19 protein-coding genes and 2 tRNA genes are annotated in these 21,332 nt (G+C 72.6%); 4 read left to right on the forward strand and 17 right to left on the reverse strand.

Annotation, left to right across the window (positions count from 1 at the left end; translation table 11 throughout):
* Positions 1 to 132: 132 nt before the first annotated feature.
* Entirely contained in the window at positions 133 to 2,997 is a 2,865-nt protein-coding gene (gene leuS, locus AB0K65_RS23105; protein ID WP_365719418.1) for a leucine--tRNA ligase, read from the reverse strand.
* A gap of 482 nt (positions 2,998 to 3,479) precedes the next feature.
* Here leuS and AB0K65_RS23110 point away from each other — a divergent pair, with 482 nt between their 5' ends.
* Both AB0K65_RS23110 and AB0K65_RS23115 read left to right on the forward strand, forming a co-directional pair.
* On the forward strand, positions 3,480 to 4,727 hold the full coding sequence (locus AB0K65_RS23110) for a hypothetical protein (protein ID WP_365719420.1): 1,248 nt from the start codon (positions 3,480 to 3,482) through the stop codon (positions 4,725 to 4,727).
* Entirely contained in the window at positions 4,724 to 6,301 is a 1,578-nt protein-coding gene (locus AB0K65_RS23115) for an NADH-ubiquinone oxidoreductase-F iron-sulfur binding region domain-containing protein (RefSeq protein ID WP_365719422.1), read from the forward strand. Before AB0K65_RS23110 ends, AB0K65_RS23115 begins: the two co-directional genes overlap by 4 nt.
* A 224-nt stretch (positions 6,302 to 6,525) precedes the next feature.
* On the opposite strand, the gene AB0K65_RS23120 is transcribed toward AB0K65_RS23115, so the two are convergent.
* A tRNA-Ala gene (locus AB0K65_RS23120) sits at positions 6,526 to 6,598 on the reverse strand.
* Positions 6,599 to 6,719: 121 nt separating this feature from the next.
* Here AB0K65_RS23120 and AB0K65_RS23125 point away from each other — a divergent pair.
* Complete coding sequence (locus tag AB0K65_RS23125) at positions 6,720 to 7,937, forward strand: glycosyltransferase 87 family protein (protein WP_365719424.1); 1,218 nt, start codon at positions 6,720 to 6,722, stop codon at positions 7,935 to 7,937.
* Here the strand turns inward: AB0K65_RS23125 and AB0K65_RS23130 are convergent.
* The 8 genes from AB0K65_RS23130 to AB0K65_RS23165 form a co-directional block, all read right to left on the reverse strand.
* Positions 7,906 to 8,139: a hypothetical protein gene (locus AB0K65_RS23130; RefSeq protein ID WP_137989347.1), complete on the reverse strand. Its 234-nt coding sequence runs from the start codon at positions 8,137 to 8,139 to the stop codon at positions 7,906 to 7,908. The two genes, AB0K65_RS23125 and AB0K65_RS23130, sit on opposite strands and share 32 nt — an antisense overlap.
* A 3-nt stretch (positions 8,140 to 8,142) precedes the next feature.
* Positions 8,143 to 8,361 (reverse strand): hypothetical protein, encoded by a 219-nt coding sequence (locus AB0K65_RS23135; RefSeq protein WP_365719426.1) that lies wholly within the window; start codon positions 8,359 to 8,361, stop codon positions 8,143 to 8,145.
* 288 nt (positions 8,362 to 8,649) lie between these two features.
* A tRNA-Ala gene (locus tag AB0K65_RS23140) sits at positions 8,650 to 8,722 on the reverse strand.
* 96 nt (positions 8,723 to 8,818) lie between these two features.
* Positions 8,819 to 9,472, reverse strand: a complete 654-nt coding sequence (locus tag AB0K65_RS23145) for a histidine phosphatase family protein (protein ID WP_365719469.1) — start codon at positions 9,470 to 9,472, stop codon at positions 8,819 to 8,821.
* On the reverse strand, positions 9,469 to 9,906 hold the full coding sequence (gene rsfS / locus AB0K65_RS23150) for a ribosome silencing factor (protein ID WP_365719428.1): 438 nt from the start codon (positions 9,904 to 9,906) through the stop codon (positions 9,469 to 9,471). The genes AB0K65_RS23145 and rsfS overlap by 4 nt, the downstream gene beginning before the upstream one ends.
* Positions 9,907 to 10,008: 102 nt before the next feature.
* Positions 10,009 to 11,778, reverse strand: coding sequence for an LCP family protein (locus AB0K65_RS23155; RefSeq protein WP_365719430.1), 1,770 nt, complete (start codon positions 11,776 to 11,778; stop codon positions 10,009 to 10,011).
* Between the two features lie 19 nt (positions 11,779 to 11,797).
* Positions 11,798 to 12,418 (reverse strand): nicotinate-nucleotide adenylyltransferase, encoded by a 621-nt coding sequence (gene nadD, locus AB0K65_RS23160; protein ID WP_365719432.1) that lies wholly within the window; start codon positions 12,416 to 12,418, stop codon positions 11,798 to 11,800.
* Positions 12,419 to 12,496: 78 nt separating this feature from the next.
* Positions 12,497 to 12,658, reverse strand: coding sequence for a hypothetical protein (locus AB0K65_RS23165; RefSeq protein ID WP_030550482.1), 162 nt, complete (start codon positions 12,656 to 12,658; stop codon positions 12,497 to 12,499).
* Between the two features lie 207 nt (positions 12,659 to 12,865).
* Between AB0K65_RS23165 and AB0K65_RS23170 the strand changes: the two genes are divergently transcribed.
* On the forward strand, positions 12,866 to 13,996 hold the full coding sequence (locus AB0K65_RS23170; RefSeq protein WP_365719435.1) for a M48 family metallopeptidase: 1,131 nt from the start codon (positions 12,866 to 12,868) through the stop codon (positions 13,994 to 13,996).
* Positions 13,997 to 14,412: 416 nt separating this feature from the next.
* Here AB0K65_RS23170 and AB0K65_RS23175 read toward each other — a convergent pair whose 3' ends face one another.
* The 7 genes from AB0K65_RS23175 to rfbC form a co-directional block, all read right to left on the reverse strand.
* Positions 14,413 to 15,498 (reverse strand): hypothetical protein, encoded by a 1,086-nt coding sequence (locus AB0K65_RS23175; RefSeq protein ID WP_365719437.1) that lies wholly within the window; start codon positions 15,496 to 15,498, stop codon positions 14,413 to 14,415.
* 88 nt (positions 15,499 to 15,586) lie between these two features.
* Entirely contained in the window at positions 15,587 to 16,183 is a 597-nt protein-coding gene (locus AB0K65_RS23180; protein ID WP_365719439.1) for a hypothetical protein, read from the reverse strand.
* Between the two features lie 137 nt (positions 16,184 to 16,320).
* The gene (locus AB0K65_RS23185; RefSeq protein ID WP_365719441.1) at positions 16,321 to 17,604 is read right to left on the reverse strand and encodes a glutamate-5-semialdehyde dehydrogenase; all 1,284 of its coding nucleotides are present in this window, start codon (positions 17,602 to 17,604) and stop codon (positions 16,321 to 16,323) included.
* Positions 17,605 to 17,691: 87 nt separating this feature from the next.
* On the reverse strand, positions 17,692 to 18,189 hold the full coding sequence (locus AB0K65_RS23190; RefSeq protein WP_365719443.1) for a hypothetical protein: 498 nt from the start codon (positions 18,187 to 18,189) through the stop codon (positions 17,692 to 17,694).
* Between the two features lie 179 nt (positions 18,190 to 18,368).
* Entirely contained in the window at positions 18,369 to 19,475 is a 1,107-nt protein-coding gene (gene proB, locus AB0K65_RS23195) for a glutamate 5-kinase (protein ID WP_365719471.1), read from the reverse strand.
* Between the two features lie 175 nt (positions 19,476 to 19,650).
* Entirely contained in the window at positions 19,651 to 20,628 is a 978-nt protein-coding gene (gene galE / locus AB0K65_RS23200; RefSeq protein WP_365719445.1) for a UDP-glucose 4-epimerase GalE, read from the reverse strand.
* Positions 20,629 to 20,722: 94 nt separating this feature from the next.
* Positions 20,723 to 21,331 carry a dTDP-4-dehydrorhamnose 3,5-epimerase gene (rfbC, locus tag AB0K65_RS23205; RefSeq protein WP_365719447.1) on the reverse strand — a complete coding sequence of 203 codons (609 nt, stop codon included), beginning with the start codon at positions 21,329 to 21,331 and terminating at the stop codon, positions 20,723 to 20,725.
* Position 21,332: the final 1 nt, after the last annotated feature.

Below are 21,332 nucleotides of genomic sequence, written 5' to 3' on the forward strand. Positions count from 1 at the left end.
GAAACCCCTCACACCTCGCCGGGGCCGCGACGGCGGTGTCCGCCCCTGGGTCGCGTCCGGAGAGGCCCGCCTGAGCCGCGGGCGGACGCCGGTCCCACCCGGACCCTCCCTAGGCGACGATCCGGACCCTCTCTAGGCGACGATGTTGACCAGCTTCGGCGCGCGCACGATCACCTTGCGGATCTGTGCTCCGCCCAGCGCCGCGACCACGTGCGCGTCGCCCAGCGCCAGCGCCTCCAGCTCCGCGTCGGTGATCGACGGGGAGACCTCCAGGCGCGCCTTGACCTTGCCCTTGATCTGCACGACGCAGGTCACCGTCTCGTCCACGACGTACGCCGGGTCGGCCACCGGGAAGTCCTGGTGGACGACCGAGCCGGTGTGGCCCAGCTTGCGCCACAGCTCCTCGGCGATGTGCGGGGCCAGCGGGGCGACCAGCAGCACCAGTTGCTCGGCGACCGGCCGGGAGACCGCCCCGCCCGCCTTCGTCAGGTGGTTGTTCAGCTCGGTGACCTTGGCGATGGCGGTGTTGAAACGCATGCCCGCCATGTCCTGCGAGACGCCGTCGATGGCCTTGTGCAGGGCGCGCAGCGTGTCCTCGTCGGGCGCGGTGTCCACGACGGTGACCTCGCCGGTCGACTCGTCGACGATGTTGCGCCACAGGCGCTGCAGCAGCCGGTACTGGCCGACCACCGCGCGCGTGTCCCACGGCCGGGAGACGTCCAGGGGGCCCATGGCCATCTCGTACAGGCGCAGCGTGTCGGCGCCGTATTCGGCGCAGATCTCGTCCGGGGTGACGGCGTTCTTCAGGGACTTGCCCATCTTGCCCAGGACCCGGCTGACCTTCTCGCCCTGGTACCAGAAGCCGCCGTCACGCTCCTCCACCTCGGCCGCCGGGACGGCGATCCCGCGCGCGTCGCGGTAGACGAAGGCCTGGATCATGCCCTGGTTGTAGAGCTTGTGGAACGGCTCGGCCGAGGAGATGTGCCCCAGGTCGAACAGCACCTTGGACCAGAACCGCGCGTACAGCAGGTGCAGTACGGCGTGCTCGGCGCCGCCGACGTACAGGTCGACGCCGCCGGTCGGCATGCCCTCGCGCGGGCCCATCCAGTACTGCTCGATGGCCGGGTCGACCAGCTTCTCGGAGTTGTTCGGGTCCAGGTAGCGCAGCTCGTACCAGCACGAACCGGCCCAGTTGGGCATGGTGTTGGTCTCGCGGCGGTACTTCTTCGGCCCGTCGCCCAGGTCCAGGGTCACGTTGACCCAGTCCTCGTTGCGCGACAGCGGGGTCTCGGGCTGGGTGTCGGCGTCGTCCGGGTCGAAGGTGCGCGGGGAGTAGTCCTCGACCTCCGGCAGCTCCAGCGGCAGCATCGACTCGGGCAGCGAGTGTGCGACGCCGTCCTCGTCGTAGACGATCGGGAAGGGCTCGCCCCAGTAGCGCTGGCGGCTGAACAGCCAGTCCCGCAGACGGAAGTTGACGGTGGCTTCGCCGATGCCGCGGTCGGCCAGCCAGGCGGTGATCTTCGCCTTGGCTTCGACGACGCCCAGACCGTCCAGGGAGATCTCGTCGTTCGCGGAGTTCACCAGCTTCGCCTCGTACGAGGAGAAGGCGTCGTCCCAGGTGGAGGTGTCGGTGCCGCGGTCGTCCGAGGGCTGGACGACGCAGCGCATCGGCAGCTCGAAGGCGCGGGCGAAGGCGAAGTCCCGGGAGTCGTGCGCCGGGACGGCCATGATCGCGCCGGTTCCGTAGCCCATCAGGACGTAGTCGGCGATGAAGACGGGGACCCGCGCGCCGCTGACCGGGTTGATCGCGTACGCGCCGGTGAAGACGCCGGTCTTGTCCTTGGCCTCGGCCTGTCGCTCGACGTCGGACTTGGAGGCGGCCTGCTTGCGGTAGGCGTCGACGGCCTCGGCCGGCGTGGCGTGCCCGCCGGTCCACACGTCGTGGGTGCCCTCGGGCCAGGCGGCCGGGACGATCTTCTCGACCAGGTCGTGTTCCGGGGCCAGGACCATGTAGGTGGCGCCGAACAGGGTGTCCTGGCGGGTGGTGAAGACGGTGATGGCACCGGCGTCGCCGACCCGGAAGTCGACACGGGCGCCCTCGGAGCGGCCGATCCAGTTGCGCTGCTGCAGCTTGATGGCCTCGGGCCAGTCCAGCGCGTCCAGGTCGTCCAGCAGCCGGTCCGCGTAGGCGGTGATGCGCATGTTCCACTGGCGCAGCTTGGCCTTGAAGACGGGGAAGTTGCCGCGCTCGGAGCGGCCGTCGGCGGTGACCTCCTCGTTGGCCAGGACCGTGCCCAGGCCGGGGCACCAGTTGACGGGCGCGTCGGAGGCGTACGCCAGGCGGTACTCGCCCAGGACGTCGGAGCGCTCGGCGGGGCTCAGCTCGCTCCACGCGCGCGTGCCGGGGACGTCACGGGTGCCGTTCTCGAACTGCTCGACCAGCTCGGCGATCGGTCGGGCCTTGCCCGCCTCCTCGTCGTACCAGGAGTTGAAGATCTGCAGGAAGATCCACTGGGTCCACTTGTAGTACTCCGGGTCGATCGTGGCGAACGACCGGCGCTTGTCGTGGCCCAGGCCCAGCCGGCGCAGCTGGACCTTCATGTTCTCCATGTTGGCCTCGGTGGACACACGCGGGTGCGTGCCCGTCTGCACGGCGTACTGCTCCGCCGGCAGGCCGAAGGCGTCGAAGCCCAGGGTGTGCAGGACGTTGTGGCCGGTCATGCGCTGGTGGCGGGCGTAGACGTCCGTGGCGATGTAGCCCAGCGGGTGACCGACGTGCAGGCCCGCACCGGAGGGGTACGGGAACATGTCCATGATGAACTTCTTGGGCCGTGCGGCGATCTCCGGGTCGCCCGCCAGGTCGCCGGAGGGGTTCGGCGCCTCGTAGGTGCCCTCGGCGTCCCAGAAGTCCTGCCAGCGTGCCTCGATGTCGGCGGCCATGGCCGCCGTATAACGATGCGGGGCCGCCGTCTCGGCAGCCGAATTCATCTCGCTCATGATCCCTGAAGCTCCATCGATCGTCTCTGCCCACTGCCACGCAATGCCACGAAATGAAAAATCCCCTCGCACAGGAGGGGACGCCGCGCCGATTCCGACCGGATCTTTCATCCGTCGGGACTGATCAGCGCGGCTCGCTAAGCAGAAGGCGTACGGCACGCATGGCGTCAGGGTACCGCAGGGCCCGAGCGGCCCGCACCGGCGTTCCACCCTGCGGGCGGGCCCTCTCCGTCACCGCCCGTCCCCGGCCGCTCCGGCCCGAGTGGCGCGCACGGCGTCCGGGTTACTCCGCGTAACGACCCTATCCGGGGCAACCCCAGAGTCAGTTGTCCTCCGGGTGCCCCGTAAACGAGCAAACCCCCTACTGCCTGGTATGGAGCGACTTAGCATGCGGCAACGGGACCGCTTATCCGCACCATTCCGGAGTCGCCCCCATGAACCCTCATCGCAAGATCCGTACTTCTCCCGTCACGCGAACCGGTATGAGCCGGCCGGTTCGGGGCGGACTTTCGGTCGCGGCACTGGTGATCATTCCGCTGCTCGCCATAGGCGGCAGCGACGCTTTCCGCGCCGCGCTCGATTTCACCACCGGCGTGCTCTCGCTGGTCTCCCTGACGGCCTCGGTCGCCTGGGGACTCATAGCCAGCGACCGCCTGCTGCTCTCCACCCGGCACCGCCTGCTCGCACAGGGCGTCCACCGGGCCACCGCCATCGCCTCGCTCGGCTTCCTGCTGCTGCACGGCACGGTCAAGGTCTCCCTGGGCCATGTCGAACCGATCGGGGCGCTGATCCCGTTCGGCCTCGGCGTCACCGGCGCTGCGGGACTCGTCGGCTTCGGCTCTCTGGCCGGGCTGCTGATGGTGATCGCCGCCGCGACCGGCGCCCTGCGGAGCACCCTGGCCGGCCGCGGCGGGTTCGCCGCCCGCTGGCGTCCGCTGCACATGCTGGCCTACCCCGCCTGGTGCTTCGCCCTGGTCCACGGCCTGTACGCGGGCCGGCAGGCGGCCACCTGGGTCGTCGTCATGTACTGCCTCGCGCTGGCGGCGGTCGCCGCCGCCGTCTCGCTGCGGCTGCTGCCCGCCCCCACCCAGCGGGAGCTCGCCGAACGGCTCGCCGCGCTCCTCGCCGCCGTGGAAGGACGGCGGCGCGGCTCCCGGAGCGGCGGGCAGCACGCGGCGTCCGGCCCGTCCGCCGCGGCCGTGTCGTCCGCCGCCTTCCCCGGCGGGCGGGACCGCGGCCCCGTCGAGGAGAGCCGTGACGAGCCCCCGACCCTGTCCGCCGAGTGGCTGGACCGCCCCGTCGCCCGCCCCCCGATGAACGCACCGCTCCCCCCGCCCGTACCGCAGTTGTACGAGGCCGCGCCCGAGCTGTACGAGACGGCGCCACCGCGCTACGAGGCCACGCCGCCCCGCTACGAGGCGGCGGCCCCCGGGCCGGACGAGGCCGCGCCCGCGCCCCCGCGCGCGGGCGCCGGTTTCTCGGCCGCCTACCGCGTGGTCTCGCGCAGTCCCTTCCCCGCCCCGGGCGCACCCGCCCCCGACGCGTCCGGCCCCCCGCTGGCCGAGCGCGTCCCGATGACCGAGGAGCTTCCCGTCGTCCCCGATCTTCCGCCCCGCGACCCCTCTCCCCGCCCCGGCTACTGGCCCACGCCGTCGCCGCCGATGCCGACCTACGCGACCCCGCCGCCGGCGGGCGAGCCCTGGACGGCACCGGGAGGGGACCGCCTGTGAACGTTCCGCTTCCCGACGTCCCCGAAGTCCGCGTGGTCGGGCTGCCCCAGCTCACCCAGGGCTTCGACCTGGTCGAGCGGCTGAATCTCGGCATGCATCTGAAGGTGCACGGGCCGCTGGAGCCCATGGGCGGCGAGGTGCTGGCCCAACTCGCGGACGACATATCCCTGAAGGGACGCGGGGGCGCCGGATTCCCCTTCGGCCGCAAGCTCAGAGCCGTCGGCCAGGCGGCGATCCGCCGCGGGGTGCGCCCCGTCGTGGTGGTCAACGGCAGTGAGGGGGAGCCGGCCTGCAGGAAGGACACGGTGCTCCTCAACCGGGCCCCGCATCTGATCCTGGACGGCGCCCTGCTGGCCGCCGAGGCCCTCGGCGCCCGGACCCTGATCGTCGCCGTGACGCGCAACTCCACGGAGATCTCCATCCGGTCGGCGCTGGCCGAGCGAGGTCTCTCGGACCGCCGCGGACAGGCGCTGCGGGCGCGCGTCGTGCGGACGCCCGAGCGGATGGTCTCCGGAGAGGCGTCCGCCGTCATCCGCGCGGTCGGCGGCGGGCCGGCCCTGCCGCAGGGCCGCCGCGAGCGGGCGGCGGAGTCGGGGGTGGGCGGGCTGCCCACGCTGCTCTCCAACGCGGAGACGTTCGCGCAGCTGGCGATCGCCGGCCGGATCGGCCCCCGCCGCTTCGGCCACTCCGGCCTGGACACCGAGCCCGGCACCGTCCTCCTCACGATCTCGGGCGCGGTCGCGCGCCCCATGGTGGTCGAGGTCCCGACGGGCGTCCCGCTGCGGTACGTGCTGATGCTGGCCGGGGCCCCGCCGGTGCCGCAGGGCGTCCTCACGGGCGGGTACCACGGCAACTGGATCGACTCGACGGCCGTCCACAACGCCGTCGTCTCGCGCGCCTCGATGGCGGCCGTCGGCGGCGCCCTGGGCGCCGGGGCGATCCTGCCGATCGGTCCCGAGACCTGCCCGCTCGGCGAGTCGCTGCGCGTCGCGAACTGGCTGGCGGCGGAGACGGCCGGCCAGTGCGGCCCGTGCCGGCTCGGTCTGCCCGCGGCCGCGGGCGGCCTTTCGGACGTGCTGAACGGAGGCGGCCCGGCGGCGCTCGAAGCGCTGCGGGAGGTGACGCAGGCCGTGAAGGGGCGGGGGGCGTGCAAGCACCCCGACGGCTCGGCCCGCTTCTTCGCCTCGACGCTGTCGGCGTTCACGGACGACCTGGCGGCCCATGTCCTCGACGGGGGGTGCGGCAGGCCGACAATCGGGGTGCTGCCGCTGCCCGCGGCGGGCTATCAGGACGCGGAGGAGTCGATCCCGAGCGGCGAGAAGCTGGCCGTGGACTGGACGCTCTGTCAGGGCCACGGCCTGTGCGCGGACATCGTGCCGGAGCTGATCAGGCTCGGCCCGGACGGATATCCGGCGCTCGCCGACGCCTCCGTGCCGATGCATCTGCGGGGGCGGGCGCAGCGCGCCGTTCGCCGCTGTCCGGCGCTGGCCCTGCGGATCGAGGCGCCGCCCAGGGAACAGGCCGCACTGCCGCCCGTGACGGGCCGCAAGGCCCTGGGCCCCGGCCAGGGCTGACGGCGCGTCGGGGTGAGGACGGACCGGGGCCGACCCGCGGGCCCGGTCCGACCGCGCGGCCCCGGGCCGGCCACCCGGCCGGGCGCGGCGGGCCGGGGGCCGCGTCTCCCGGCCCTCTTCCCCCGCCCCTTGCCGCGTACGTCACATCCCCGCCGCACGCCCTCCCCACCGCGGGCACACGAAGAAGCGGGTCACCCGATACCGGATGACCCGCTTCTCTTCTGTGGAGCTAAGGAGAATTGAACTCCTGACCTCCTGCATGCCATGCAGGCGCTCTACCAACTGAGCTATAGCCCCTTGCGTTCCGCCCCCGCTCCGGGTTTCCCCCGCGGCGACAGACAGAACATTAACCGGCCCCCCGTGGGATCGCCAAATCGTTTCCCGGGGGGTCCGGCGGCGGCGGGTAGGGTCCCCCTCTGTGACCGTGTCCGCCCTCACCCGAGCCCGCGCCCGCCAGTGGCCCCTCGCCACCGCGGCCGCGGTGTGCCTGATCTCCTTCGCCGCCTTCTGGGTGGCCCAGCGCCTCGCCCACGTGAACATGCTCGACGTGATGGTCTACCGGGCCGAGGGGGAGACGGTCCGCGCCGGTGGCGACCTCTACGCGATGCGCGCCACCTCGGCGAACCTCGCCATGACCTATCCACCCGTCGCGGGGCTGCTGTTCGTCCCGCTGACGCTGGTGAGCGTCCCGCTCATGCGGACGCTCACCACCGCCGGGAACCTCCTCCTCGTGGTCGCGCTGGTCCAGCTCTCGCTCCAGCTGGTCCGCCCGTCCCAGGCACGCGAGGAGCTGTGGCGCAGGACCTTCTGGGTGGCCGCGCTCGTGGTCTGGTGCGAGCCGGTGTGGACGACGCTGCGGTACGGGCAGATCAACCTGCTGATCGCGGTCGCGGTCCTCTGGGACCTCACCCGGCGGTCCGGTCACCGCTGGGCCGGCGTCGGCATCGGCCTCGCCACTGCGGTGAAGCTCACACCCGGCCTCTTCGTCGTGCTCCTCCTCGTCGCCGGTCTGCTCCTGTGGCGCCGGGAGAGGGGCTGGAACCCGTGGCTGCGCACGGCCGCCACGGCCACGGCGACGTTCCTCGCCGCGACCGCGGTCGGCGCGCTGGTCCTGCCGTCCGACTCACGGCGCTTCTGGACCGGGACGCTCTTCGAGAGCGGCCGGGTCGGCTTCGCCGAGGAGACCGCCAACCAGTCCCTGCGCGGGGTCCTCGCGCGGCTGATGCACACCGACGACCCGGGGATGTGGTGGGCGGTCGTCGCCGCCGTCCTCGGCGGTGCGGCGATGGTGCTCGCGGTACGGGCGGCGCTGCGCGGGGACAAGGCGTCGGCCGTGGTGGTCTGCGCGGTCACGGCTCTGATGATCAGCCCGATCTCCTGGTCCCATCACTGGGTGTGGTGCGTACCGCTGCTGCTCCTCCTCGCGGAGCGGGTGCGACCGGTGTGGCCGGTCCTGGCGCCCGTGGCGCTCGTCTTCGCCTCGTTCGCGTTGTGGTGGGTGCCCCACGACCCGGGGCGGCCCGAGCTGGACCAGACGCCCGGCCAGATGGTGCTCTCCGCCGTCTATCCGCTGACGATGACGGCGCTGTTCGTGGGCTACGTCGTCAGGCGGTGGCGAAGGAGTAGAACCGCTTGAGGGTGCAGTGCTCGTCGAGGAGCCGGCCGTAGATCGGCTCGCCCTCCAGCTCGCGGTAGGTCTCGATCGGGTCGCCTTTTATGATCAGTGCCCGCGCGCACTCCTCGCACCAGTACTGGTACTCGGTGTTGACCGGGTCCATGTCGCGCACGATGGGCGTACCACTGCCGCACCAGTCGCACTTCCGCCTGTGGGCACCCATCACTCAGCTCCAGCTGTGGCCGCAGGACGTGCACACATAGGACACCCCGCCGTTGTCGCCGAGCACTTGGGCGACCTGGGCGGAACCGCACGAGGGACAGCCGAGCAGTGCCCCGGCGCCGTCGGCGCCGCTGTGGTCGTCGACGGCTTCCGCGGCGGCGGGGTCGTCGACGGGGTCCGTGACGCCGTCGACCTCGGCATCCTCGGCACCGCTCGCGACCATCGCAACGCTCCCTCCCGTCCGGGCCGTCGTCCCCCTCCGGCCGTCCGATTCTGCCATGGCCGCGCAAGGGGGTCAGCGACTCCGCGGACTGGCCCCCTCGACTCCCCGAAGATCGTCGCGGCGCCCCGACCCGCCGCGCGCGCCCCCGGCGCAGGGGCGGGGCCGAACGCCCCGGGGGTCGCGACCCGGGCCGGGAACGGGGCCCCGGAGCGCCAGGCAGGCGGGCGGCGGGGGGCAGGCCGGAAACGACGAATCCCGCCCCCTGATGGGGACGGGATTCGGTGACTGTGGAGCTAAGGAGAATTGAACTCCTGACCTCCTGCATGCCATGCAGGCGCTCTACCAACTGAGCTATAGCCCCTCGTGTTCTTCGCGCTCCGCGCTGCGAACAAGAAGAACTTTAGCCTGTGACCTGCCGGAAAGTGAAATCCGGTCTCCGGCCCGTTCGGCGACCGGGTCAGTCGTCGTCGCCGAGGACCGGTTCGGGCAGCGTGCCGGCGTTGTGCTCCATCAGGCGCCAGCCGCGGGCACCCTCGCCCAGGACCGACCAGCAGCAGTTGGAGAGTCCGCCGAGGCTTTCCCAGTGCCGCGCCTCCAGGCCGAGGAGGCGGCCGATGGTGGTGCGGATCGTGCCGCCGTGGCTGACGACGACGAGCGTGCCGTCCACGGGCAGCTTGTCGACGTGCTCCAGGACGACCGGTGCGGCCCGGTCGGCCACCTCGGTCTCCAGCTCGCCGCCGCCCCGGCGCACGGGCTCGCCGCGCTTCCAGGCGGCGTACTGCTCGCCGTAGCGCGCCACGATCTCGTCGTGGGTCAGCCCCTGCCACTCCCCCGCGTACGTCTCGCGCAGGGCGGAGTCGTAGGCGATCTCGTGGCCGGTCAGGGAGGCCAGCTCGCCCGCGGTGGCCGCCGCCCGCTTGAGGTCGGAGGCGATGATCGCGTCCGGCTTCAGCGAGGCGAGCAGCCGGGCGGACCTGCGGGCCTGGGCGACCCCGGTCTGGGTCAGTTCGATGTCCGTGGAGCCCTGGAACCTGCGCTCCAGGTTCCAGGAGGTCTGGCCGTGGCGCCAGAGGACGATCCGGCGGCCCTTGCCGCCCTTGGTGCCGTTCAGCTCAGCTCACCGTCCGCTCCGTCGGCGCCGGTGAGGCGGGCGTGCTCCTCCGCCTTGCCGCGCGTCTTCAGCGCGTCCTCGGGCAGGGGCAGCTCGGGGCAGTCCTTCCACAGCCGCTCCAGGGCGTAGAAGACCCGCTCCTCGCTGTGCTGGACGTGGACGACGATGTCGACGTAGTCCAGCAGGATCCAGCGGGCGTCGCGGTCGCCCTCCCGGCGCACCGGCTTGGCGCCGAGCTCCTTGTTCAGGCGCTCCTCGATCTCGTCGACGATCGACTTGACCTGGCGGTCGTTGGGCGCGGAGGCGACGAGGAAGGCGTCGGTGATCGACAGCACATCACTGACGTCGTAGGCGATGATGTCGTGCGCGAGCCGGTCGGCCGCCGCCTGGGCGGCGGCGTTGACGAGCTCGATGGAGCGATCCGTGGCGGTCACAAGCAGGCTTTCGTCGGCGGTCAGAGACACCTCAAGGGTCTCACGTACCGCCGACAGCCCCGCATCCCCGGCGGCGGGCGGCCGGCCGGCCGCCCGCGCGGGTCATCCGCCCGCGCCGGGGATCTTGTAGTCCTCCCCCAGGACGACGGTGACCTCGGCGTTTCCGGCGGCCTTGCCCTTCTTCACCGCGCCGGGCGGCAGGCCGAGGGTCTTGGCGACCTCGACGGCGGTCGCCTTCGCGGCGTCGTCGGCGTAGAGGACCTGTGACTTCTCCTCGGTGCCGGTGGTGGAGCCGCCCGCGAAGGAGAAGCCGCCGTTGACCAGGACGATCCGGGCGGCCTCGGTGGCGCCGTCGTCGCCGGTGCCGTTGCGGAGGGCGACACGGGCCGCCGCGCCCTGCTCGGGAGCGCTGACCTTTCCGCCGAGGATGTCCTTCACCACGCTGTCGGCGGCGCCCTCGCTCAGCGAGCCGTCCTGCTCCACCGGGAGCAGGGCCGTCTTGTAGTCGCCGACCTTGGCGTGCTCGGCCAGCTTGGCGAGCGAGGCGCCGAGGTCCTTCTCGGGCAGCGAGGGGTCGAGGATCTGGGCGAGCGTCTCGACGGTGACGGTGGCGGCCTTCGGGTCGTCGGAGATCTTCCGCAGCACCCCGTACATCACCTGGCCGAAGCGCTGCAGCTGCTTGGCCTCGGCCTCGCCGGGCGCGCGGTGGGTGGCGTAGGCGACGGCGGCACGGCCGTTGAGTGTCTGGTTCTCGCCCTTGGCGACGAGCGGCGGGTCGCCCTTCTTGTCGGCGGGCACCTCGGCGTCGGTGGTGACCTCGATGTTGCTGACCAGCTCGACCAGGTTCTCCAGATAGGGCGTGTCGAGCCGCCAGGTTCCGGTGATCCGGGCCCCGAGGAGGTTGCCGATCGCCTCGCGGGTGCCGCTGGAGCCGTCGTCCTCGACGGACTTCCCGAGGGTGGTCGTCGAGCTCTCGTCGTCGGCGACGGCGAGGGAGTTGGGGAGCAGGACGGTCGTGCCCTGCTTGGTCGTCGTGTTGTCCACCAGCAGGGCGGTGGAGGTGCCGCCGCCCTTGGTGTCGTGGAGGTGGACGACGATCGTGTCGCGCTTCTGCGGGCCGGTGGCGTCGTTCTGCGGCTGCCGGTCGCCGGAGGTGCCGGGGAGCTTGCCCGCGGACCAGAGGTATCCGACACCGCCGACGGCGGCGAGGACGAGGACGACGACCAGGGCGACGAGCCTGTTCCGGCCGCGACGGCGGGCCTCCTCGCGACGCTCCGAACGGCTCTCGGTGAATTTCAGCCAGTCGATGACGTCCTCGGAGTCCTCGTCGGGCTCCTCGATGAACGAGAACTGCTCGGTGCGGTAGGCGCGCTCGTCGCCGTCACGGTCGTCGGCGGGCGCCGGGCGCTGGCCCGGGACGCCGGCGGGGGCGGCCACGGGGGCTGACTCGGCCCGCCCGGCCCACTGCTGCCCTGTCCGCTGCTGTCCGGGGTGCTGCTCCTGGACCTGCTGCCGGGGCTCGACGTACGGCTGCTGCCCGGTCTCGTAGGACTGCGGGTAGCCGTAACCCTGCCGACCCTGGCCCTGCTGCGGCTGCTGTCCGTACGGGGGCTGCTGCGCGTACGGGTCGTACGGCTGCGGCACCGGCTGCCCGTACGCGTCGTAGCCGTAGCCCGGCTGCTGCTGGACGGGCTGCTGGGGCTGGAGGTGCTCCTGCTGGTGCTGGGCGTGCTGCTGGGGCTGTGCGTACGGGTCGTACTGCTGCTCTGCCTGCGGCGGGGCCTGCTGGTACACCGGCTGCCCGTACGCGTCGTAGCCGATGACGTGCGGCTGCGGGTAGTACGGGTCGTACGGGTTCTGCTGATCGTTCACCGGGGCCCCTCTCCGAGGCTCACTCGCCGCGGTACAGCTGGCGCTTGTCGATGTAGCGCACGACACCGTCCGGCACCAGGTACCAGACCGGGTCGCCCTGTGCGACCCTCGCCCGGCAGTCGGTGGAGGAGATCGCGAGCGCGGGGATCTCGACGAGCGAGACCCCGCCCTTGGGCAGGCCGTCGTCCGTGAGGTCGTGGCCCGGGCGGGTGACGCCGATGAAGTGCGCGAGTGAGAACAGTTCCTCGGCGTCCCGCCAGGTGAGGATCTGCGACAGCGCGTCGGCCCCGGTGATGAAGAACAGGTCCGCGTCGCTGTTGAGGGAGCGCAGGTCCCGCAGCGTGTCGATGGTGTACGTCGGTCCGCCGCGGTCGATGTCGATCCGGCTGACCGAGAACTGCGGGTTGGACGCGGTGGCGATGACCGTCATCAGATAACGGTCCTCGGCCGCCGAGACGACCGCGTGGCTCTTCTGCCACGGCTGCCCGGTCGGCACGAACACCACCTCGTCGAGGTGGAACAGGGCGGCCACCTCACTGGCGGCCACCAGGTGTCCGTGGTGGATCGGGTCGAACGTCCCGCCCATCACGCCGAGTCGGCGCTTGCCGCGACTGCCAGTAGGCACTTCCTGCTCTCCCATGCGTGCAGAGCCTACTGGCACGGCGGCGGACGCCGGATCCGCGGGCCGGATCCCCGGCCCCGGCTCGGCAGGCGCGGATCAGCGGTCGCGGTTGAACCGGGTGGTGATCCAGAGCAGCAGCATGAGCGCACCGAACGCGCCGAAACCGGTGAGGTAGGGGCTGAGGCTTTCGTGGTTGCCGCCGTGCTCGGCGCCCTCGGCGAGCGAGACCAGGTTGGCGGCGGTGCTGTGGAGGCTCATCTTCGGCAGGACCTATCGATCGGGGATGGGAGCGGAGACTTCGCCCACATCGTATGCGGGCGGCCCGGGCACGCTCACGCCGACTCAGTCGTTGGCGCTGTTGTCGTCGGCCGCGCCATCCACAGGCTCGGGCACGGCTCGTCGCCACCGCCTAGGGTGGGCTCCGTCAGGGGGACGAGCAAGGTCTCGTACGAACAGGGGGCATCCATGACAGAGAAGTCCGACAACCATGCCGGCAGCGTGCCGAGCAGGCAGCGCAAGCGCTTCCCCGGCATCTCCTCCCGCGCCTACGAACATCCGGCGGACCGTTCGGCGCTCGTCGCCCTGCGCAGGCTGACCGGCTTCGACACGGTCTTCAAGGCCCTCAGCGGGCTGCTGCCGGAGCGCAGCCTGCGACTGCTCTACCTCTCCGACTCCGTGCGGGTGAGCGACGCCCAGTTCGCGCACCTCAACGACATGCTCAGGGACGCCTGTTACATCCTGGACCTGGAGAAGGTCCCGCCGATGTACGTGACCCAGGATCCGAAGCCGAACGCGATGTGCATCGGCCTGGACGAGCCGATCATCGTGGTCACCACCGGGCTCGTGGAGCTGCTCGACGAGGAGGAGATGCGGGCCGTCGTGGGCCACGAGGTGGGCCACGCCCTCTCCGGGCACTCCGTGTACCGCACGATACTGCTGTTCCTCACCGGGCTGGCGCTGAAGGTGGCCTGGATCCCGCTGGGCAACGTCGCGATCATGGCGATCGTGACGGCGCTGCGGGAGTGGTTCCGCAAGTCGGAGCTGTCGGCGGACCGGGCGGGCCTGCTGGTCGGCCAGGACCTCCAGGCCTCGATGCGCGGCCTGATGAAGATCGCCGGTGGCAACCACCTGCACGAGATGAACGTGGACGCGTTCCTCGCCCAGGCGGACGAGTACGAGAAGGGCGGCGATCTGCGCGACTCCGTGCTGAAGATCCTGAACGTCCTGCCGCGCTCGCACCCCTTCACCACCGTCCGCGCCGCCGAGCTGAAGAAGTGGTCCGAGTCGCGTGACTACCAGCGGATCCTGGACGGGCACTATCCGCGGCGCTCGGAGGACAAGGACACCTCGGTGACCGACTCCTTCCGTGAGTCGGCCGGGCACTACGCCGAATCGGTGCGGACCAGCAAGGACCCGCTGATGAAGCTGGTCGGGGACATCGCAGGAGGCGCGGGCGACCTGGCGGGCGACCTGGGCGGGAAGCTGCGCAACCGCTTCGGCGGCGGCGCCTCGCGGGGCGACGGCCGGGACGGCTCGGGTGACGGCGCCACGGACGGTGAGGGCGGCCCGGGCAAGCCCGACCCGAGCGCGGGCTGACCGGACGGTCGCGGCGGCCACGGCACGGGGCTCAGGCCGGTCCTGGAGCGGGGCCGGACGTCCGCCCCGCTCGAATCGGGTGCCCGGCCCATGCCGGGGGCGGCGGGCCCGTACCACGGCGGCCTGGCGGGGCGGGCCCGTACCGTGCTCGGGCGTCCGGCCGGTGCCACGGCCCGGCGGAGCCCGTACCGAGACCGGCGGGCCCCTGCGCTCGGCCGTCCGGCCTCGCGGGCCCGTACCGAGATCCGTCGCCCCGGACCGGTCGGCAACCCCACAGCCGCCACGGGAGCCGTTGCGAGGGAGACCGAGCCCCCTCACCCCGGGCCGGCCGGCGCCCCAGAGCCGTCACGGGAGCCGTTGCGAGCCCCTGGGAGCCGGCACGGCCCCGGAAGCCCGGGAAGCTCTCGGCACCGCCGTCAGAGCGAGGGCTGGGCGCTCGGTGCCAGGGCTCCGCACAGCGACGCGGCGGCGGGCCGGCCCGTGGCGTACGGGTCGGTGAGCGCCGGGTCCCCGGAGGCGGGCGTCCGCTCGCCCGCGAGGAGCGGCCGCAGGGTGCCGTCGGCCCCGGCCCCGCCGGCGCATGCCTGCGGGCCCGCCTGCACGACACTGGTCAGCAGCTCGGCGCGGTGCATGCGCAGGTCCTCACGGTCGAAGCGCAGCCGCAGCTCGCGGTGGACCGTGAAGAGCGAGGCCTGGGCCGTGGGGCCGGCGCCGGAGGCGGCGGGCCGCAGGGCGTAGGTGACGGTGTGGTCGGCGGTCACCTCCAGCACGTCCGTGCTCGTCTCCGCGAAGCGGAGGGTGCCCTGGACGCGGGGCGTCGGGTCGGCCAGGGCCACCCTCTCCGGGTCGAACCGCACCAGCCAGCCGGAGACCGCGTGCCGGCCGTCGTCCCGCGACGACGCGACACTCTCGTCGAACTGCGCCAGCTGGTCGGGGTCGAGGAGCAGCCGGGCGGGCCGCACGGTCGCCCCGGCGAGCACGTCCGGTTCCAGCGCGGAGGCCACGAGGTAGTCCTTCGCGATGCTCAGGGCGGTCAGGACCTGGCTTTCCGAGAAGTGGCCGGTGCGCCCGGTGACGGGGAAGGTGATGCCGGCGGCGCCGGCGGCGTGCTGCGCCGCCGGGCTGCGGGCGAGGAGCCGGGCGGGTTCGCCACCGGGCACGGCGCCCTGGGGGGCGAGGGGCACGACGGTGATCCGCAGCGGTTCGGCCCGCTGGTCGGCGGGCGGCATGTAGGGGTTGCGGACGCCGAGGTAGATGGCCGTTCCGAACGCCAGGAGGATCAGCAGCACCAGCGTGACGGCCTGGCGGGAGCCGTTCCGCGGCGCCCGGCCGGGGCGGCTGCGCACCGCCTGGGCGTGCTCCCCCATGCGTTCCTCGGCGGAGAACTCCTGAAGCCGGGCAGCACGGACGAACGACTCGTCGAAGACGACGGATCGGTACTCGTCCTCTCCACCGCCGGGGTCGGGTACCGGCCCCTCAGGCGGGTCACCATGCCCTGCCATACCTTCAGAGTAGGTCCGACGGGGCTTCCGTAAACGCCGGGAGAATCGCCGAGTCCCCCGGCTTCCCGGCGGCGGGGCCGTGCCCAGGTCAGGGGGCGTGGGTGGCGGCGGGCACCGGGGGCGGGGAGTACGCGGCGGAGGCGGAGGGCGCCGTCACGGCGGGAGGCACCGCCCGCGGCTTGTCGATGCCGGTGGTCGCCGGGGCCGGGACCTGGTCGTGGCGGTTGGCCGAGGCGCCGCGGTAGACGGCGGTGAAGGCGAGGGCGACCATGCCGACGCCCATCACGAGGGCGAGCACCCAGGCGACCGGGCGGTGCCAGCGGGCGCTGCCGCGGTAGGGGCGCAGGGCTCCGCCGTGGGGGCCGTAGGGGCCGAGGTCGTCGGGGTCGTCGGGATCCCAGTCCTCGGCGCGGCGCACGGCGTAGGGGTCGTCGGGGTCGTAGTCGTCCCCGCGCCGCTCGTCCGGGGGGCCGCCCGCCCTGGCCCGGGCGGCCTCGGCCTCCGCGCGCGCCTGGGCTGCCGCGAGCAGCCGCTCCACGGCGGTCGGTTCATGGACGGGGGCGGCCCTGACGAAGTCCTCGTCGAAGACCACGGTGGCGTCGTCCTCGTCCGCGCCCCCGCGGTGGTCTGCGTCCTCGGGGTCCACGCCGTCCGGGAACGGCTTGCCCCCCACGTCGTCCGGCACGTTTTTCAGAGTAGACCCGAGACGTCCCTTTGGGCAGGGAGTATGCGAAGCGTCCCCCGCCCGTCCGGCCGACGGGGCGCCCTCGTGCGGCCCTCGCCCGGCGCCGCGAGGACGGCGCCGAACGGGGGAACCGGGGGCTACCGCGTGTGACCGTCGCCGGTGACGATGTACTTCGTGGAGGTCAGTTCCGGCAGGCCCATCGGGCCGCGGGCGTGCAGTTTCTGCGTCGAGATGCCGATCTCCGCACCGAAGCCGAACTGACCACCGTCGGTGAAACGGGTGGAGGCGTTGACGGTGACCGTGGTCGAGTCGACCAGCTGGGTGAAGCGGCGGGCGGCGGCCTGCGAGGTGGTGACGATCGCCTCGGTGTGACCGGAGGACCACAGGCGGATGTGGGAGACGGCCGCGTCCAGCGAGTCGACGACGGCGGCGGCGATGTCGTACGAGAGGTACTCGGTCTCCCAGTCCTCGGTGGTCGCCGGGACGACGGTCGCCTTGGAGCCCTTGGCGTGGGCGAGGACCCGCTCGTCGGCGTGCACGGTGACACCGGCCTCGGCGAGGGCGGCGAGCGCGCGCGGCAGGAAGACCTCCGCGATGTCCTGGTGGACGAGGAGCGTCTCGGCGGCGTTGCAGACGCTGACCCGCTGGGCCTTCGAGTTGATCAGGATGTCGACGGCCATGTCGAGGTCGGCCTGGGCGTCGACGTAGACGTGGCAGTTGCCCGTGCCCGTCTCGATGACGGGGACGGTGGACTCCTCGACGACCGTACGGATGAGGGAGGCGCCGCCGCGCGGGATCAGGACGTCGACCAGACCGCGGGCCCGCATCAGCTCCCGTACCGAATCGCGGGACTCGCCGGGCACCAGCTGGATCGCGTCGGCGGGCAGCCCGGCGCCGCCCACGGCGTCGCGCAGGACCCGCACGAGGGCGGTGTTCGAGGAGTACGCGGAGGACGAGCCGCGCAGCAGGACGGCGTTGCCGGACTTCAGGCAGAGGGCGGCCGCGTCCACGGTGACGTTGGGACGGGCTTCGTAGATGATCCCGACGACGCCGAGCGGGACGCGGACCTGGCGCAGGTCGATGCCGTTGGGCAGCGTCGAGCCGCGCACGACCTCGCCGACAGGGTCGGGCAGCGCGGCCACGTCGCGGACGTCCGCGGCGATGGCCCGTACCCGCTCGGGGGTGAGGGTGAGCCGGTCGATGACGGACTCGCTGGTGCCGGCCTCGCGGGCGCGGGCGACGTCCTCGGCGTTGGCCTCGACGATCTCCGCGGTGCGGACCTCGAGCGCGTCCGCGATCGCCAGAAGGGCGTCGTCCTTCGCCGCGCGCGGAAGTGGCGCGATTTCGGCGGCGGCGGAGCGGGCCCGGTAGGCGGCCTGGGCGACCGGGGACAGATTGTCGAGGGGCGTGAGCGAGGTCATGCCCGCAGGGTACTGGCACCTCTGCGGACATCCCTCACGATTCCCGACCTCATCCCGCACTCCGAGACACGTGTCTCGAAACGCCCGTCAGTAGGGGTGCACTCCCACCGGGGCTGCCGGGGGCGGGCCGTAGCCTTCGGCGATCCGCTGGTGGTAGGTCTCACGGTCGATGACCTCCAGGCCGACGATCTCCCAGGGCGGCAGCTTGGCGCTCTGCCGGTGCTCGCCCCACAGCCGCAGCGCGACCGCCGCCGCGTCGTGCAGGTCACGGGCCTCTTCCCAGTAGCGGATCTCCGCGTGATCGTTGGCGTAGCGACTGGTCAGGAGGAAGGGGTGGTCGTGCGCCAGCTGCTCCAGGCCCCGGCGGACCTCCTTCAGCGGGGCCTCGGCGCCCGAGACGCTGAGCGTGATGTGCCAGAGCTTGGACACCTCCCGCTCCTCGCCGCGTGTCTCGCGGCTCCTCTGCTCCGGCGCCTGGGCCTCGGTTCCGTTCTCCTCCACGTCGAAGTCGGCTCCGGCCTCGACACTCGTCAGGGCGCGTTCGGCCGTCCCGCGGGGCACTGCCCCTGGGCGCGCTCGTCTCACCGGCGGCCTCCTGTTGTGATGCGTGTGGTGCTGTACCCCGCCTTGTCTTGCCCCCGAGACAAAGTTGACCAGCCCGGGGGCTTACGTGGGGCGGTTTTGGTGAAGGTCTCCACGGGATGACCGGACTTTCGGCCGTTTCGTCGCGGGATCCCCACAGCTTTCGGAGCGGAAGGTTCCGGTCAGGGCCGGACGACCACCAAGTCGTCGCGGTGTACGACCTCCCGCTCGTACTCCGGGCCGAGTTCCCTGGCGAGTTCGTGAGTGGACCGGCCGAGCATGCGGGGCATCTCCTTGGCGTCGAAGTTGACCAGGCCGCGGGCGACGGGCCGTCCGGCGGTGTCCCGCAGCTCCACCGGGTCGCCGGCGACGAACTCCCCTTCGACGGCGGCGACACCGGCGGCCAGGAGGGACTTCTTCCCGTCGACGACGGCGCGTACGGCTCCGTCGTCCAGGGTCAGGGAGCCCTGCGGGGTGGAGGCGTGGGCGAGCCAGAGGAGCCGGTCGGCGGAGCGGCGGCCGGTGCGGTGGAAGTACGTCCCGGTGTCGCGGCCGCTCAGGGCGTCGGCGGCGCGGCTCGCGGAGGTCAGGACGACCGGGATCCCGGCGGCGGCCGCGATCCGGGCCGCCTCGACCTTGGTGACCATGCCGCCGGTGCCGACGCCCGCCTTGCCGGCCGAGCCGATCTCGACGTGCGCGATGTCCGAGGGGCCGGTGACCTCGGCGATCCGTGAGGTGCCGGGCTTGGCCGGGTCGCCGTCGTAGAGCCCGTCGACGTCCGAGAGGAGCACCAGCAGGTCGGCGCGGACGAGATGGGCGACGAGGGCCGCGAGCCGGTCGTTGTCGCCGAAGCGGATCTCGTCCGTGGCGACGGTGTCGTTCTCGTTGACGACCGGCAGGGCGCCCATGGCGAGGAGCTGGTCCAGGGTCCGGTAGGCGTTGCGGTAGTGCGCGCGGCGGCTGGTGTCGTCGGTGGTGAGGAGCACCTGGCCGACGCGGACGCCGTAGCGGGCGAAGGAGGCGGTGTAGCGGGCGACGAGGAGTCCCTGGCCGACGCTGGCCGCCGCCTGCTGGCGGGCGAGGTCCTTCGGGCGCCGGGTGAGGCCGAGCGGGGCGAGGCCGGCGGCGATGGCTCCGGAGGAGACGAGCACGACCTCCCGCTCGCCGCCGCTGCGGACCTTGGCGAGGACGTCGACGAGCGCGTCCACGCGGTCGGCGTCGAGGCCGCCGGACGCGGTGGTCAGTGAGGACGAACCGACCTTGACGACGACCCTGCGGGCTTCCGTCACGTACTGCCTTGCCACTGTCACCTGCGTCGTCCTCACTCGTCTTCGCCCACCGCGCCGCGCACGTCCCGCCGCGTACCGGGGGCTCGGTCCGCCTCCGGGCCCGCACGCGCGCGGGCTCACCCGTCGTACCGCGGCCGCCTGGCAATCTACGCGAGCGGCGACCGCGCCCGCCCGGCTATTCCGCTGGGTGGACGCGGCCCTCCCAGGCCGAGGCGATCATGGAGCGGACGTCGTGGCGGGCCTTCCAGCCCAGCTCGGTGGCGATCCGCTCGGCGGAGGCGACGACCTTGGCCGGGTCGCCGGGGCGGCGGTCGACGATCTCGGGTGTCGCGTCGAGACCGGTGATCTCGCCGATGAGGTCGATCATCTCCCGCACCGAGACGCCCTCGCCGCTGCCGATGTTGAAGGTGAGGTCGCCGCCCTGGCCGGCCTCCGCGCGCTCGTCGAGCCGCCGGGCGACGGCGAGGTGGGCGTCGGCGATGTCGGCCACGTGGATGTAGTCGCGGACGCAGGTGCCGTCGGGCGTCGCGTAGTCGTCGCCGAAGATCCGGGGCGGCAGCCCGGCGGCGAGCCGCTCGAAGACCATCGGTACGAGGTTGAAGACGCCGGTGTCGGCGAGGGCGGGCGCGGCGGCGCCGGCGACGTTGAAGTAGCGCAGGCAGGCGGTGGACATGCCGTGGGCGCGGCCCGTCGCGCGGACCAGCCACTCGCCGGCCAGCTTGGTCTCGCCGTACGGGCTCAGCGGCAGGCACGGCGTCTCCTCGGTGACGAGATCGACGTCGGGCGTGCCGTAGACGGAGGCCGAGGAGGAGAAGACGAAGGCGCGGACTCCGGCGTCGACGGCGGCCGACAGCAGGACCTGAAGGCCCGTCACGTTCTCCTGGTAGTAGAAGAGGGGACGCTCGACGGACTCGCCGACGGCCTTCTTCGCGGCGAGGTGCACGATGCCGTGGACGCCGTGCTCGCGCAGGACGCGGTCGAGGAAGGGGCGGTCGAGGACGGTGCCCCGCTCCAGCGGCACGCCCTCGGGGACCCGGGCGGCGTCGCCGCCGCTGAGATCGTCCACGACGACGACCCTCTCGCCCGCCTCGGTCATGGAGGCGATGACATGGGAACCGATGTAACCGGCGCCGCCGGTGATGAGCCAGGTCATCCGGGCAGCCTAACCCGTACGCGAACGGCCCGGCGGCCCTCCGTGGGGCTGCCGGGCCGTTCGCGTACGGCTGTGCGGGCGGTCGTACGCCGGTTCAGTCGCCGGGCGTGGCGAGCGAGCGGCGGAACGCCAGGCAGTCCTCGTAGACCGGCAGGATGCCGGCCTCGCGCGCCTCGGCGAGCGTGGGCCCCTGCGCGTCCTTGGGGGACAGCTCGGGCTCGCCGGTCACCGGCCACTCGATGCCGATCGCCGGGTCGAGGGGGTACACGGTCCGCTCGCGCTCGGGGGCGTACCCCTCGGAGCAGAGGTAGGCGACGGTCGCGTCGTCGGTGAGCGCGCAGAAGCCGTGACCGAGGCCCTCGGAGAGGTAGACGGCGTTGCGCTCCTGCTCGTCGAGGCGCACGGCCTCCCACTGGCCGAAGGTCGGCGAGCCGACCCGCACGTCGACGATGACGTCGAGCACGGCGCCGCGCACGCAGGTCACGTACTTGGCCTGGCCGGGCGGGACGTCGGCGAAGTGGATGCCGCGCAGGACGCCGGCCGCCGAGACCGACATGTTGGCCTGCTTCAGACCGAGCGGGTGGCCGACGGCCTCGGCGAGCCGGTCCGCCTTGTACCACTCGAGGAACAGCCCACGGGCGTCGCCGTGCTGCTGCGGTACGAATTCCCAGGCACCCTCGATGCCGAGGGGATTGACCTTCATT

It is taken from the genome of Streptomyces sp. NPDC053755 (genome assembly GCF_040677675.1).
GTDB lineage: Bacteria > Actinomycetota > Actinomycetes > Streptomycetales > Streptomycetaceae > Streptomyces.

Coding starts and splice junctions, on each gene's coding strand:
- leuS (WP_365719418.1), bottom strand. CDS start 2,997: ATGAGCGAGATGAATTCGGCTGCCGAGACGGCGGCCCCGCATCGTTAT.
- AB0K65_RS23110 (WP_365719420.1), top strand. CDS start 3,480: ATGAGCCGGCCGGTTCGGGGCGGACTTTCGGTCGCGGCACTGGTGATC.
- AB0K65_RS23130 (WP_137989347.1), bottom strand. CDS start 8,139: ATGGGTGCCCACAGGCGGAAGTGCGACTGGTGCGGCAGTGGTACGCCC.
- AB0K65_RS23135 (WP_365719426.1), bottom strand. CDS start 8,361: ATGGTCGCGAGCGGTGCCGAGGATGCCGAGGTCGACGGCGTCACGGAC.
- nadD (WP_365719432.1), bottom strand. CDS start 12,418: ATGGGAGAGCAGGAAGTGCCTACTGGCAGTCGCGGCAAGCGCCGACTC.
- AB0K65_RS23165 (WP_030550482.1), bottom strand. CDS start 12,658: ATGAGCCTCCACAGCACCGCCGCCAACCTGGTCTCGCTCGCCGAGGGC.
- AB0K65_RS23170 (WP_365719435.1), top strand. CDS start 12,866: ATGACAGAGAAGTCCGACAACCATGCCGGCAGCGTGCCGAGCAGGCAG.
- AB0K65_RS23175 (WP_365719437.1), bottom strand. CDS start 15,498: ATGGCAGGGCATGGTGACCCGCCTGAGGGGCCGGTACCCGACCCCGGC.
- AB0K65_RS23185 (WP_365719441.1), bottom strand. CDS start 17,604: ATGACCTCGCTCACGCCCCTCGACAATCTGTCCCCGGTCGCCCAGGCC.
- galE (WP_365719445.1), bottom strand. CDS start 20,628: ATGACCTGGCTCATCACCGGCGGCGCCGGTTACATCGGTTCCCATGTC.
- rfbC (WP_365719447.1), bottom strand. CDS start 21,331: ATGAAGGTCAATCCCCTCGGCATCGAGGGTGCCTGGGAATTCGTACCG.